12 protein-coding genes are annotated in these 13,580 nt (G+C 69.9%); 6 read left to right on the top strand and 6 right to left on the bottom strand.

Annotation, left to right across the window (positions count from 1 at the left end):
- Positions 1 to 125 precede the first annotated feature (125 nt).
- On the top strand, positions 126 to 1,574 hold the full coding sequence (locus IEY86_RS04630) for a helix-turn-helix domain-containing protein (protein WP_189130211.1): 1,449 nt from the start codon (positions 126 to 128) through the stop codon (positions 1,572 to 1,574).
- Positions 1,575 to 1,577: 3 nt separating this feature from the next.
- On the opposite strand, the gene IEY86_RS36175 is transcribed toward IEY86_RS04630, so the two are convergent.
- Complete coding sequence (locus tag IEY86_RS36175; protein ID WP_229698153.1) at positions 1,578 to 1,808, bottom strand: alpha/beta hydrolase family protein; 231 nt, start codon at positions 1,806 to 1,808, stop codon at positions 1,578 to 1,580.
- 13 nt (positions 1,809 to 1,821) lie between these two features.
- On the bottom strand, positions 1,822 to 2,400 hold the full coding sequence (locus IEY86_RS04625) for an alpha/beta hydrolase (protein ID WP_229698152.1): 579 nt from the start codon (positions 2,398 to 2,400) through the stop codon (positions 1,822 to 1,824).
- 887 nt (positions 2,401 to 3,287) lie between these two features.
- On the opposite strand from IEY86_RS04625, the gene IEY86_RS04620 reads away from it, so the two are divergent.
- On the top strand, positions 3,288 to 3,731 hold the full coding sequence (locus tag IEY86_RS04620; protein WP_189130210.1) for a hypothetical protein: 444 nt from the start codon (positions 3,288 to 3,290) through the stop codon (positions 3,729 to 3,731).
- 76 nt (positions 3,732 to 3,807) lie between these two features.
- Here IEY86_RS04620 and IEY86_RS04615 read toward each other — a convergent pair whose 3' ends face one another.
- Positions 3,808 to 4,548 carry an exonuclease domain-containing protein gene (locus tag IEY86_RS04615; RefSeq protein WP_189130209.1) on the bottom strand — a complete coding sequence of 247 codons (741 nt, stop codon included), beginning with the start codon at positions 4,546 to 4,548 and terminating at the stop codon, positions 3,808 to 3,810.
- Between the two features lie 269 nt (positions 4,549 to 4,817).
- Between IEY86_RS04615 and IEY86_RS04610 the strand changes: the two genes are divergently transcribed.
- The 3 genes from IEY86_RS04610 to thrS all read left to right on the top strand — a co-directional run bounded on the left by IEY86_RS04610 (position 4,818) and on the right by thrS (position 8,773).
- On the top strand, positions 4,818 to 5,384 hold the full coding sequence (locus IEY86_RS04610; RefSeq protein ID WP_189130208.1) for a DUF4365 domain-containing protein: 567 nt from the start codon (positions 4,818 to 4,820) through the stop codon (positions 5,382 to 5,384).
- On the top strand, positions 5,381 to 6,580 hold the full coding sequence (locus IEY86_RS04605; RefSeq protein ID WP_229698151.1) for a hypothetical protein: 1,200 nt from the start codon (positions 5,381 to 5,383) through the stop codon (positions 6,578 to 6,580). The genes IEY86_RS04610 and IEY86_RS04605 overlap by 4 nt, the downstream gene beginning before the upstream one ends.
- Before the next feature lie 213 nt (positions 6,581 to 6,793).
- The gene (gene thrS / locus IEY86_RS04600) at positions 6,794 to 8,773 is read left to right on the top strand and encodes a threonine--tRNA ligase (RefSeq protein WP_189130207.1); all 1,980 of its coding nucleotides are present in this window, start codon (positions 6,794 to 6,796) and stop codon (positions 8,771 to 8,773) included.
- Between the two features lie 146 nt (positions 8,774 to 8,919).
- On the opposite strand, the gene IEY86_RS04595 is transcribed toward thrS, so the two are convergent.
- Positions 8,920 to 10,086 carry a flavin-containing monooxygenase gene (locus tag IEY86_RS04595; protein WP_189130206.1) on the bottom strand — a complete coding sequence of 389 codons (1,167 nt, stop codon included), beginning with the start codon at positions 10,084 to 10,086 and terminating at the stop codon, positions 8,920 to 8,922.
- Positions 10,087 to 10,233: 147 nt separating this feature from the next.
- Here IEY86_RS04595 and IEY86_RS04590 point away from each other — a divergent pair, with 147 nt between their 5' ends.
- Positions 10,234 to 10,797, top strand: coding sequence for an HIT family protein (locus IEY86_RS04590; protein WP_189130205.1), 564 nt, complete (start codon positions 10,234 to 10,236; stop codon positions 10,795 to 10,797).
- A gap of 90 nt (positions 10,798 to 10,887) precedes the next feature.
- Here the strand turns inward: IEY86_RS04590 and IEY86_RS04585 are convergent, their stop codons facing one another.
- Both IEY86_RS04585 and IEY86_RS04580 read right to left on the bottom strand, forming a co-directional pair.
- Complete coding sequence (locus IEY86_RS04585; RefSeq protein WP_189130347.1) at positions 10,888 to 11,598, bottom strand: glycoside hydrolase family 75 protein; 711 nt, start codon at positions 11,596 to 11,598, stop codon at positions 10,888 to 10,890.
- Between the two features lie 184 nt (positions 11,599 to 11,782).
- Positions 11,783 to 13,420: an AbeC-like domain-containing protein gene (locus tag IEY86_RS04580; RefSeq protein WP_189130204.1), complete on the bottom strand. Its 1,638-nt coding sequence runs from the start codon at positions 13,418 to 13,420 to the stop codon at positions 11,783 to 11,785.
- Positions 13,421 to 13,580: the final 160 nt, after the last annotated feature.

The raw sequence follows: 13,580 nt of genomic DNA, 5'->3' as shown, positions 1-13,580 counted from the left end.
GCCCCTGCGGTACGCGGCTGGCCAGAGACAACGCCGGAGATCGGTGCGGGGCCTGCACCCGTCAGGAGCGGCAGTCAGTCGGCCGACCGCCCGCTCTTCCTGCCGAATTCTGGCAGCACCCACGGATGCGGGAGGCGCTGGAAAGCTGGCACTTCGGCCAGGTGCTCTACGCCTACCGCACCCATCCGCACCACGAGCGAGCGTTGCCGCAAGGAGCCGTCGCCGAGTGGCTCGGCGTGACCCAGGCGCAGCTCAGCCGGATCGAGAACGGATCGGCGCCGCAGGACCTCTCCAAGCTCATGCAATGGGCGCATAGCCTGAAGATCCCTGCATCCTTACTGTGGTTCAAGCTGCCAGGCAGTGAACGACAGTTCGCGGCTTCTGCCAATCCGCGGCAGGGGACCGACCACAAGTCCGAGCAACGGCCCCGGAACCAAGGGTCCGCGCTACTTCCGGTTGTGGTCAACGGGCAACAGGTCTTCGTGCCGGTCGACGCGGAAGCGCTGGCGACGAGCGGCGTCGGCAGCCTGTCGGCACTCCCAGCCGACGGTACTACCGCCACGGAATTCGAGGCCATGAGTCCGCTCTACCGCCGAACGCTCATCAGCGGCATTGCCGCTGCCGCCCTGCCTGGCCGTGGCCTGGAGGAACTCCAGCGCGCCAGGAGCGCCCTGGAGGATTCCCGCCGTTGTCCCGATGGTCCGGTCGTCGACTGCTTCCGTACTCAACTCGACCTCGCCAAGCGTGACGACGGGGCCCTTGGGCCGAAGAAGACCCTGCCGGTGGTCCTCGGGCTGCTGGGGGCCATCGAGCAGCATGCTCGGGGCGTGAAGCCCAAGGCGCGCCGGGAGCTCTTGTCGGTCGGAGCCGACGGAGCGGAGTTCGCCGGATGGCTGTACCGCGATATGCGCCAACCTGGTCAGGCTGGCTTCTGGTACGACCGCGCGATGGAGTGGGCTCAGGAAGCCGATGACGCCGCCATGCAGGGATATGTCCTGCTCAAGAAGTCCCAGATGGCCTACGACGAACGCGACGCCGTACGGGTGCTCACCTTTGCCCAAGCAGGGCGCCATGAGCGGTGGCAACTCCCGCCGCGCGCCCGTGCCGAAGTCACGCAGCAACAAGCCCTCGGTCTGGCCATGACCGGTGAACCGCTGGACGCCGTCAAGCAGAAGCTCGACGAGGCCCGCGGGCTGTTGGCCGCGGTGCCCAGTGACGACCCCTCGCCCCTGGGGGCGTACTTCACCGCCGACACGCTGTTGCTGCGCAAAGCTGTCACCTACACCGAGGCCGGGAAGCCGAGCATGGCGGTCGAGCTGTTCGGCGAGGCGATCGGGGCAGGAACCTTGTCGCGGCGCGATACAGGGTTCTTCAACGCCCGACGTGCCGCTGCTGTGGCGTTCTGCGGTGAGCCCGACGAAGCTGCCCAGCTCGGCCGCAGATCTGCCGAGGTCGCTCACGCCATGAAGTCGGAGCGAACCTTGCGGGTCCTCTCCGAGGTGCTGCACACCCTGGATCGCTGGAGCAGCCGGCCTGCGGTACGAGACTTCCGCGAAGCGCTGCGCGCCTCCTGACGGTCACAGAGGCGTGGTCACCCACTCGGTCACGGTGCGGATGACGAACGCCTGCCACTCCTGGCTCTGGGGGTTGAGGTACTGCGGGTCGTCATGGACGGCGAAGCCGTGCTGAGAGCCATCGATCTCGACGAGCTTGCACGGACCGCCGAACCGCCCGACCGCTGCTCTCGAAGATTCGACGGGCACGAAGGTGTCCTTCGTGCCGTGCACGATGAGGGTCGGAGCTTGCACGTCACCGAGTGCCTCATGGGGCCGTAGCCAAAAGGCCTCGTTGAAGATGGGGCCGCCCATGCTTCAGCGTCGGCGTGAACTGGATGAAGCCCTCCGACGCCAACTGCTGTGCGGCTTCCTCCTGGAGGTAGTCGTTCTCCCAGTACGGCCGACTGTCGATGGTGCGCTTCTTGTAGTCGAGCTGGGGGTTGAAGAGCACCAGGCGTGAGACGTCGTCGGGACGCTGTGCGGCGTAGTACGCGCAGATGCCACCGCCGAAGCTGGCGCCAAGCAGTATGGCATCCTCCGCCCCGGTGGACTCTCGGACTTGTGCCAGCACGACTCGGATGTCGTTGAGGACGGCCGATAGCGTGAGGTCTTCCTGACGACCCTCGCTCTGCCCGTGGCCGCGGAGGTCGAAGCGTAGCGAGGCAACGCCCGCGTCGGCCAACCCATCCGCCAGCCGCGTGAAAAAGCCGCCCTCTTCCCGTGTGACGCCGCCGCCATGTACGAACACCACGGCCCGGGAGGTTGGCTGTCCCGGCTCGACCAAGGTGCCGGCGAGGTGGAGACCGTCGAGGGTGCGGACTGTCACTTCTGCGCTGGTGGGCATGGGGCCAAGCGTAGGGCGGGGGCCGGTCGGTGCAACAGAGCACCCGCTTACGGCAGCTCAGCGATAGCGATGTTTGTAGCCCCGGTAATACAGAACCATCTATATCCTTGGCTTGAAAATATCGATGCCCGCAGAGGGATCAGGCCCTGGCTCAAGACTTATTGTGACCCCCGTGTCGGGTGTAGCTCCCTCAGGGATCTCGGGCCACGTGACGACACGTACTGCAGCGAGAATCCTTCTGGTGATGCCGAGCATGCAGATCTTGTCGCCGAGCTTGACGAGTAGAGGTTCTTGAGCCATACGTCTCGTGCTTCCCTGTCTTTCTCAAGCTGTTGCATGTCCGGCTAGGGCAAGCCTTCTATCGCTAATTCGAGATTCAACCGCAACCACTGACCTGTGGCCGTCATTAGACGCCGCTGATTCGATGAATGCCGGCGAGTGGACGTAGAAGTTCGTGTGTCCATTCACTTCCATGGCGAGGTAGCGTTCGGGTTTCATCTTCCGAAGAAATCTCACGGCGGGCAGAAGCCTCCCGGGGAGGCAGTCGTCGGGTCGACCTTGGTCGTCTTTGAGGCGCTTGGCTGTGCGCGGCATCGGGCGAGGTTCCCGCTTCACAACCGATGCGGTGAGGCCTGGCCACCCGCGCCCCCGGGTGGGGGCTTCGCCGCGCGCATCCACGAGCTTCACCGTGCGTGATGCCGGGTCAATGGCCCATCGCCGGGACGGCGGTGGGCCGTGAGGGTGGGTGCCGTGTGTGCCGACGGTCGGCTGAACTATGCCCGCCACATGGGTCGAAAAAGGGCTAATAGGACTATTCGCGCCGCCCCTCGGGCATCCTCATCGGCGCTGCCTCCGGCGGCTCCAACAGGAACTTGAGGAGTGTCCAGATGAATCGCATCAACAAAGTGGCCACGGTACTGACGGCGGCCGTAGCCGTCGCGGGTCTCGGCGCGGGCAGCGCCGCCGCCCGCGGCCATGACGTGCCCACGACCGCCCGTGCGGCCCACGGCAAGGTCACGCCGCACCCGGGTGAGGAAGACGACGCCCGCCGCAACGACAGGGGCCCCCGGGGCATCGCCGGGTACGAGATCGTGACCCAGGAGGGCACGGTGCCCGCGAACGGCACCACGACAGTCACCGCCAACTGCCCGGCCGGCAAGAGGGTCCTCGGCGGTGGCTACTCCTTCCCCCTCACCCCGGTCAACGCCACCGTGGTGACGGACGCACCGGACGCGGACGGCGACTCGTGGAGGGTCACCGTCGTCAACACCACCCCCGCCCTCGCCATCAACGTCTACGCCATCTGCGCCACCGTCGCGCCCACGCACTGACCCGCGGCCCCTTCCGCGGGCCCACCGCCCATGCGGCGGTGGGCCCGCCCGGCCGCCCCCCAAAGGCTGTCAACCGCTACGCCGCCTCGCCGGAGTCGGCACGCGCGGTGCGGGGGCGCACCGGCCACGCCGGGTCGCAGCGCTCCAGCGAGCCGTTCCTGGCGAACCACTCCTGAAGCCCCCGCGCCTGCGCCGCGTGCCACATCGCCTGGCGGGCGTGCAGCTGCGCCGGGCTCAGCCGCCCGATCCTCGCCGCGTACCCGCGGCCGATCGCGCGCACCAGCTCCAGTGACGCCGCGGCGTCCGCGGCCGCGTCGTGCGCGTCCGTGATGGTCACCCCGTAGTGCAGGCACAGGTCCGTGAGAGTGCGCCGTCCCCTGCGGTAGCGGTCCAGATGCTTGTCCAGGACACGGGGGTCGAGCACGGTGAGCGGCCGGTGGTCCAGAAAGCCGGACAGCTCACGGCCCAGGTGGCGGCGCAGCTCCCGGTCGAGCAGTGTCAGGTCGAACGGGGCGTTCATCACCACCAAGGGCACGCCGTCCGCGGCCTGTTCGGCCAGGGCAAGCGCCAACTCCTCCGCCACCGGACCCGGCTGGCGCCCGTACTCGATCAGGAAGGCGTCGGTCAGCCCGTGTATCGCGGTGGCCGCCTCCGGCACCGCCACCCCGGGGTCCACGAGCCAGCGGGTGGTGCGGGCGTCAACCCCGGGAGCCTCCTGCACCACCAGCGCCGCCGAGACGATCCGGTCGCGCTCCACATCCACGCCCGTCGTCTCCGTGTCGAAAGAGGCGAGAGGACCCTCGAACCAGGACAGCATCGGCCAACCCCCTTGGGCAGCAAGGTGCATGACGAGTCGTCAGAGCATTTCCACGGAGATGCCTCGCGGTTGTGCGCGAGCAACCCGCTGTCCTCGGTGTACCCGTGACAGAGCGTCATCGAACCCTGTTCGGCCGGAGCCGTTTGCGGCCCGTTCCCGGGGGAGAAGAACAAGGTGACGGGCCGTATTCCCGCCATGCTCCCGGTGGCTACGCACGGTTACCCGTTCCCTCTCGTCCAACTCGCGCCCACAGCCCGGAAGGCACCGAGATGGCGCTCACGCAGCCCGAGCACGGCGCGCTGATCCCCCGGCCCGGCGAACCGCTGCGGGGGGCGCTCGCCGCCACCAGTTGTATGGAGACCCTCCAGGTCGCCTACCTCCACGCCGTGACGGCAGCGGCGGGCTGCTCCCTCTCCCAGCCCTTCCCGGACAACGGCATCGACTGGCATCTGAGCCACAGTTCCGGCGCCCACCTCGTGGACGACGAAGTGACCATAAAGGTGCAGCTCAAGTGCACCTACCAGATCACCCCCAGCCCCAGTGGGACCTCGTTCGGCTTCACCCTCGACAACGACCATCTGGTCAAGCTCGCCAGGACCCCGGTGTCGGTTCCCAAGATCCTCGTGGTGATGATCGCCCCCCGGGCGCGCGAGGAATGGGTGCGCGCCGGCCACGACCGCCTGGAGCTGCGCCACTGCTGCTACTGGACCAATCTCGCGGGCCACGCCGTCACGGGACGGCACAGGACCAATGTCCGGATCCCGACCTCGCGGATCTTCGACGACCGGGCGCTGTGCGCGATCATGGCGCGGGTCGGGGCGGGAGGAAGACCTTGACGCGCATCCCCGGACCACGGCCCGACCGGCCGGCGCAGATCCCCGACCCCGACCGCGTCGACCCCGCCGTCCTCGGGGCGCTGCTCGCCCGCAACGGCTGGGAGCGGCGCGGCGGCGTCCCCGGCAGGTACACCCGCTGGACCCCGCCGGGTAGCGGCGCACGGCCGGGCGAGCGCGAGCCCAGCCTCCTGGTGCCCGAGGGCTGCCGCCTCGAGGACTACACCGACCTGCTCGCCGAGGCGCTCACCGCCCTGGCCCGCTCCGGGACCCCCTCGGCCCGCCGCATCCTGCTGGGCCTGACCGTCCCCGGCGACGAGATCCGCTGGCAGCGCGAGGCCCCCGGCGTCGCGGGCGCCGTGCCGTGGAACGCCGCCGACCGGATGCGCTCGGCCGCCCGCGCCATGCTGATGGCGGCGGTGCGCGCCGACTGCGTCCCGGCCGGTTTCTTCGGGCAGCGCTACGACCGGTTCGCGGCCGGATACGTGGACCAGGTCCTCGTCGGGCCGTCATCGGGCGGCCACGTCCTCACCGCCTACATCCCCGCCCCTGAGGGCAGAGGAGCGGCCCTGACCCTGCTGCGGGGCCTGCAGGCCGTCCGTGACGCCGTCGACCACCGGCGCGCCACCGGCTCCATGGAAGCCTTCGACGCCGCGGTCCGGCTCGGGGTCTGCCGCGAGCTGACGCGCGCGGTGGTACGTCTGGTCCGCGACAGCGAGGGGGCGCAGGTCTGCCTTGCCTGGTCGCCCGCCGCCGGGACGCCCCTGGGATTCGCCGACCGCCCCCGGACCGTGGAGTTCTCCCCGGGTGACCTGCCCGCCCTCCAGCAGGCGGGCGAGCGCTACCGGGAGCTGGAACCCTCGGTGCCGGTGCGCATCACGGGTTCCGTGGTGCGGCTGCGCCTGTCGAGACCAGGCGTCCCTGGGACGGTGCGGCTGAGGGTCCTCGCGGGCGCCGACGTACGGCATGTGCGGGCGGAGCTCGAGCCGGACGACTACCGGACCGCCGCCCACGCCCATCTGTCCGGGGTGCCGATCCGGGTCAGCGGCCGGCTGGAGAGCAGGGGAGGCTTCCGCACCCTCATCGGTGCCGAGGACGTCACCCCCGTGCACGTCGACGACGCGGAGCGCGACCGGCTCCTGAAGTCCCTCCAGGAACAGGCGGACCTCATCGGGGGAGCCCGTGAGGGCGAGGACTGAGGCGGGGAGTGAGAGGAGGACCGGAGGAGGACCGGGAGGAGGACACGGGAGAAGGACTCGGGGATCGGCCGAGGCAGCGGATCGAAGCAGGGAATCGATGGAGAGCGCCGACGATCACGGGGCGGCTCATCGCTTCGCCCCGAGCCCTCCGGGATCGGTACGATTCACCACGCAGCATCCGCTGCGACCAGCAGAACGAGTCAGGAGAGACCGGTGTCAGACCTCCGTGTGACCATCAAACGCGATTCCGAGCGGGAAGAGCGAGTGGTGACCACGGGTACTACGGCCGCCGACCTCTTCGAGGGCGACCGCGGCGTCGTCGCCGCCCGGGTCGCCGACCAGCTCAGGGACCTCGCCCACCCGCTCTCCGACGGCGACGAGGTGGAGCCGGTCGCCATCGACAGCGAGGACGGACTGGCGATCCTGCGCCACTCCACCGCCCATGTCATGGCGCAGGCCGTGCAGGAGCTGTTCCCCGAGGCGAAGCTGGGTATCGGCCCGCCGGTCAAGGACGGCTTCTACTACGACTTCGACGTCGAGACCCCGTTCCACCCGGACGACATCAAGCGCATCGAGAAGAAGATGCAGGAGATCGTCAAGCGCGGCCAGCGCTTCTCCCGCCGCCCGGTCACCGACGAGGCGGCCCGCGAGGAACTGGCGGCCGAGCCGTACAAACTCGAACTGATCGGCCTCAAGGGCTCCGCCGCCGACGCCGCCGAGGGCGCCTCCGCCGAGGTGGGCGCGGGTGAGCTGACCATCTACGACAACCTCGACGCCAGGACCGGCGACCTGTGCTGGAAGGACCTGTGCCGCGGTCCGCACCTGCCGACCACCCGCAACATCCCGGCGTTCAAGCTCATGCGCTCGGCCGCCGCGTACTGGCGGGGCAGTGAGAAGAACCCGCAGCTGCAGCGCATCTACGGCACCGCCTGGCCGTCCAGGGACGAGCTCAAGGCCTACCTCGAGCGCCTGGCCGAGGCCGAGAGGCGCGACCACCGCAAGCTCGGTGCCGAGCTCGACCTGTTCTCCTTCCCCGAGGAGATCGGCTCCGGCCTGCCCGTCTTCCACCCCAAGGGCGGCGTCATCCGCCGGGTCATGGAGGACTACTCGCGGTGGCGCCACGAGGAGGCCGGGTACTCCTTCGTCAACACCCCGCACATCACCAAGCAGGAGCTCTACCAGACCTCCGGCCACCTGGACTGGTACGCCGACGGCATGTACCCGCCCATGGAGCTGGAGGAGGGCCACAAGTACTACCTCAAGCCCATGAACTGCCCCATGCACAACCTGATCTTCGGTGCGCGGGGCCGGTCCTACCGTGAACTCCCCCTGCGGCTTTTCGAGTTCGGCACCGTCTACCGCTACGAGAAGTCCGGCGTGGTGCACGGCCTGACCCGTGTGCGGGGCCTCACCCAGGACGACGCCCACATCTACTGCACCCGCGAGCAGATGGCGGACGAGCTGGACTCCCTGCTCACCTTCGTGCTCGGCCTCCTGCGGGACTACGGGCTCGAGGACTTCGAGCTGGAGCTGTCCACCCGCGACCCGGAGAAGTCCATCGGGTCGGACGAGGTCTGGGAGGAGGCCACCCGGGCCCTGCGGGAGGCCGCCGGCAAGCAGGGCCTGTCGCTGGTGATGGACCCGGGCGGGGCTGCGTTCTACGGCCCGAAGATCTCGGTGCAGGTGCGCGACGCCATCGGCCGCAGCTGGCAGATGTCCACGATCCAGGTCGACCTCAACCTCCCGGAGCGGTTCGACCTGGAGTACCAGGGCGCGGACGGCACCCGGCAGCGGCCGGTGATGATCCACCGGGCGCTGTTCGGCTCGATCGAGCGGTTCTTCGGTGTCCTGGTCGAGCACTACGCGGGCGCGTTCCCGGCGTGGCTGGCCCCGGTGCAGGTCGTCGGCATCCCGATCACCGACGAGCATGTGCCGTACCTCCAGGAGGTCGCGGCGCGACTGCGCAAGCACGGCATCCGCGTGGAGGTCGACAGCTCGGACGACCGGATGCAGAAGAAGATCCGCACCGCCCAGAAGCAGAAGATCCCGTACATGCTGCTCGCGGGTGACGAGGACGTCGCCAAGAGCGCGGTCTCCTTCCGCTACCGCAGCGGCGAGCAGAAGAACGGCGTCCCGATCCAGGAGGCCGTCGACGAGATCGTCAAGGCCGTCGAGGACCGCGTCCAGGCCTGAGCCCAGCCCGGCCCGCCGAGGCCCCCGCCGCCCCTGCCGGGCGGCGGGGACCTTCGCGTCCCAGCGGGCGCCCGCCGTGCGTCGGCCGCCCGCCGTGCCTGAGCCGTGCCCCAGCCGCCCGCCATGCGTCGGCCGTCCGCCGTGCCTCAGCCGCCCGGCCCGCGGCCCGGGCCCTCGCGCCGGACGGCCTTCGCGATGCGGCGGGCGTCGATCGCCATCTCCCGGAACATGCCGCTGATGGGGTTGGTGTATCCCGTGAAGTACAGGCCCGGCGTGGGCGTGGTCGCGCCATGGGCCTTCGGGCGTCCCCGGCCGTCGAGGACGCCGAGGTGGCCGACCATCTTCTCCAGCCCCCGCCGGTACCCGGTCGCCGCGATCACCACGTCCGGCATGAGTGTGCTCCCGTCCGCCAGCCGCACCTCGGCGTCCTCGAAGCCCTCGACCGCCGCAACCGGCTCCACCCGCCCCGCCCGCACCGCGTCGATCAGGCCGACGTCCTGGACCGGGATCGCCCCGTCGCGCAACAGCCGGGTGTACGGGCCGTCCTGCGGACGCGGCAGCCCGTACTGGCTCAGGTCCGGAACGCTCAACCGCGCCAGCACCCCGGCCGCGCGGTCGACCGCGGCCGGGGGCAGATGGCGCACCAGCACCCCCGTGGCCTGCGCCGGCCAGCCCAGGGTGTCCCTGCGCACGATGTGCGGCGGTGTGCGCACCGCCAGCCGCACCCGCCGCGCACCGCCGTCCGCGAGGTCCACGGCGATCTCCGCCCCGGTGTTGCCGACGCCGACGACCAGGACGTCGAGGCCCGTGAACGGGGCGGGGCAGCGGTACGCGCTCGCGTGCAGGAGCCGCCCGGTGAACGAGTCCCGGCCGGGCCACGGCGGCAGGTGCGGGGTGTGGTTGTGGCCGGTCGCCACGACGACGGCGCGGGCCCGCAACTCCTCGCCGCCCGTGGTGCGCAGCGCCCACCGGACCCCGTCGTCGCCGCAGGAGCGGTCCACGCGCTCGACCTCGGTGCCGGTGCGCACCTCGAGCCGGTGGTGGGCGGTGTACGCCTCCAGGTAGCGGATCACGTCGTCCCGGCCGACCCACCGGCCGTAGGCGCGGGGGATGGCGAGGCCCGGCAGCCCGGACAGGCGGCGTGTGGTGTGCAGATGGAGCCGGTCGTAGTGGCCGCGCCAGGCGGCGGCCACGGCTTCGCTGCGCTCCAGGACGCTCGCCGGGACCCCTCGGGCGCGCAGGGCGGCGGCGGCCGCGAGCCCGCCGGGTCCCGCACCGACGACGTAGACGGTCCGGCTGGGTGCGGTGGTCATGACGGAGCCCCCGGGATCGTTGGATACCGACTGGTAGCTTGTCGAGCGCAGCGATCGTAAACCGGGTACGCGTCCCCGCGGAATGCGGGGCGTCGGAGAACCGGACGCGCCCTCCGGCGGGCCGCCCGGAGGTCATATGCTGCACGCATGACGAGTGAGCCGGAGCTGCAGATCGGAGTCGGGACGCAGGACGCGTTCCAGCGCCTGTGGACGCCCCACCGCATGGCGTACATCCAGGGCGAGAACAAGCCGACCGGCCCGGGGGCCGAAGACGGCTGTCCGTTCTGCACGATCCCCGGCAAGTCGGACGAGGACGGACTCGTCGTGGCGCGTGGGACGCATGTGTACGCGGTGCTCAACCTCTACCCGTACAACGGCGGCCACCTGATGGTCGTGCCGTACCGCCATGTCGCGGACTACACGGATCTCACCGGGCCGGAGACCGCCGAACTCGCGGCGTTCACCAAGAAGGCGATGGTGACGCTGCGGACGGCCTCCGGCGCTCACGGCTTCAACATCGGCATGAACCAGGGCTCGGTGGCCGGCGCGGGGATCGCCGCGCACCTCCATCAGCACCTGGTGCCGCGCTGGGGCGGCGACACCAACTTCATGCCGGTCGTCGGCCACACCCGGGTGCTGCCCCAACTCCTCGCGGACACACGCAAGATGCTGGCCGAGGCATGGCAGCACTGCGCTGCCGTGGAGGAGTAGGGCGCGGGAGAGACGGCGCGGGGCGGTCGGGCCGGTCGGGCAGTCCTTGCCCGACTGCCCCCGGCGCCAGGGTGGTTCAGCCGCTGAGGGTCAGTTGTCCTGGAGGAACTTCTTGGCGAGGCTGTCGCCGAGCGAGACGGCCTTGCTGTGGCTCTCGATGGGCGAGGCCTTCGAGTTCTTGAACAGGATGTAGGTCACGCCGGAGTCGGCCCCGCCGTTCTCCGGGTCGGGGTTGATCCCCAGTGCCTTCGCGGTCGCGTAGGAGGCCTCGCCGATGATCTTGTCGGGGCCGGTGTCGCCGACGACGGCGTACTCGACCTTGTTGTTGTAGATGACGGCCACGACGCCGCCGCCCTTGATGCCGGCGCTGCTGTAGTTCCAGATGCTGCTGGAGCTCGGCACGACGACGTAGGGGAGCGAGTCGGCGCGCAGGGGCTTGCCGTCGGACTGGTGGAAGGCCGTGTCGGGCAGGAACCAGGGGTCGGTGTCCTCGTTGCACTTCGAGGTCCGCTGGCCGTCGCAGTCGACGTCCAGGTCGGCTTTCCAGAAGACCGCGCCGTTCTTGCCGCAGACCGGGACCGTGGCGGAGGTCTCGGAGTCGGTGCGGTACTTCCCGTTGGATATCTGCGAACAGGACTTGACCTTGGCGAGCAGGTCGGCCGCGCCGACCGTGCCCTCGCGGGTGGTCGAGGAAGGCTTGTGCGAGGCCGTGCCCGCCGAAGACGCTCCCGCGGCGGAGGTGAACCCGGCGGCCGCGAGGAGACCGACGCCCGCCATGGCGGTGAGGATGCGCTTGCGCATGAAATCGCCCTTCATTAGGAAAGTTTCCTTTCAGTGCGTGGCCAAATCTGCCCCCAAGTCGGCGGCGGGTCAACCATGCTCACGACAAAAATCTGGCCCGGACGGTCAAATTCCGTCCGGGCCGGGCGAGTTGCGCTTGTGCGATCTGCGGTGCCCTGCGATCTCCGATGTGCCGGGCCCGCGGCTAGGCGTCGTAGACGTCGGCCTTCTTCGGCTCCGCCCCCTGCACCACGCCGCTCAGGACGAGCGAGCGGGCACTGAACTTCTCGGTGTCCACACCGTTCTCCTCCAGCACACGGATCGTGGCGGCGTGCACCACCCGCAGCACCGGAGTGACCGCCCGCACCGCGTCATCGGCCATGAAGCGGTTCGCCCACGGCTTCTCCACCCAGGAGTGCCTCAACCCGAACGGCTCGGGCAGGGTGAGCTTTCCGCCCAGCCAGTCCAGCAGTGTCGGCGGCATCCAGGTGAACGGCGCCCTGACCGTGAGCCGGACCACCTCCTCGGTGCTGACCACCGAGTCCACCACCGTCTTGGTCTCCCAGAACCTGATGCTCTTGGCGACCTCGCGCACCCTCGGCTCGGGCTTGCCGCTCAGCATGGGCGCGACCGGGCCGAGCGTGTGCCCGGTGACCTCCACCCTCAGCGTCTTGTGCAGCACCGTCACCGTGCACATGAGGGTCAGCACCAACTGCCCCTCCCACAGCACGAACTGCACCCCGAGGTAGTGCCGGTTGCCGCTGCCGAACTGTTGCTCGTTGCAGATCCGCTGCACCTCGAAGTCGCGGACGGAGTAGCCCTCCGTCTCGGTGCCCGTCGGCCGTTCGATGGCGCCCGCACCCTCGGACAGGGGCACCACGACCCAGTGCCGTATCGACGCCTTGGGGAAGCCGCCGGTGTGCAGGGGGCCGCGCTCCAGCTCGCGCAGCCGGTCGTGGATCGAGCGGATGACGTCCCAGCTGCGGAACGGGTTGATCTCCGCGCCGTCGTGGCCCACCAGTTCCTCGGCCATGTGCCAGCTGCCCCAGCGCGAGCCCATGCCCAGGATGCCCTCGCGGCCCTGGTAGAAGATCACATTGCTGTTCTGCTCGGCCATGAGCTTCTCCAGCTCACGGCGCATCGTCTCGGCCTTGGAGTCGTGCGGACCGGTCGGCACCGCCTCCGGCACCGAGGGCCCGCCCGCCCCGTCGAGCACGTCGGACCAGTGCTGCCGCAGTTCCTCGGCCGTGCGACGGCAGATCCGCTGCGCGAAGAACCAGCCGACGATCGGCGCCAGCATCACCACCCGCATGTAGAGCTGGGCGAAACCGCTGAACGGCGGCCTGAAGAACAGCAGTACGGAGAACAGTCCGGCCACGAAGAGCACCACGGAGCCGAGGCCGCTGGTGCGCGACTTCGACAGGCTCCGCAGGGTCCGCCGCAGCTGGAACGCCCCCAGCCACAGCAGTGTGCCCGGCAGGAAGAACAGCCCGAACACCGCCATGACCGCGGTCAGCCGGGCGTCCCTGGTGCGCCGGATCTTGCTCGCCGCCAGGCAGTGCTGGACCACCGCGGCCGGGTCGGCACCGAACGACTGGACGACCTGCCCGCGGGCACCGCCCAGCATGCGCTCCTGGACCGCCCGGGAGAACGCCTCGCCCAGGTTCGGGGAGAACATGCTGAACTTGCCGGTCTGCTGGTTGGTCTTGGGGTCCAGATCGGTGAGCAGGGACACCGGGTCGTCCCGGTAGGCGGCCGAAGCCAAGGCCTGTGTGGCGGCGGTCTGATGGGACAGGCCCGTCAGCGGAACCTGCGCTCCGGGACTCAAGTCGAACGTGGTCACTGCGCCCCCTGCCAGTCCGGATCCAACTCGCGGGCGTGGCTCACCGGTTCGCGCCGCGGCGACGCACGACACATTCCCCGATCATCCGATGGGCACACCCGGACCAAGACTATCGGCGGCCCGCCGCGCACGTAACCGATAACCGGACAGCCGCACCTGG

The organism is Wenjunlia tyrosinilytica, from assembly GCF_014646055.1.
Lineage (GTDB): Bacteria > Actinomycetota > Actinomycetes > Streptomycetales > Streptomycetaceae > Wenjunlia > Wenjunlia tyrosinilytica.
The sequence above is the reverse complement of the archived record's forward strand: the minus strand, read 5'-3'. Positions and strand labels throughout refer to the sequence as shown.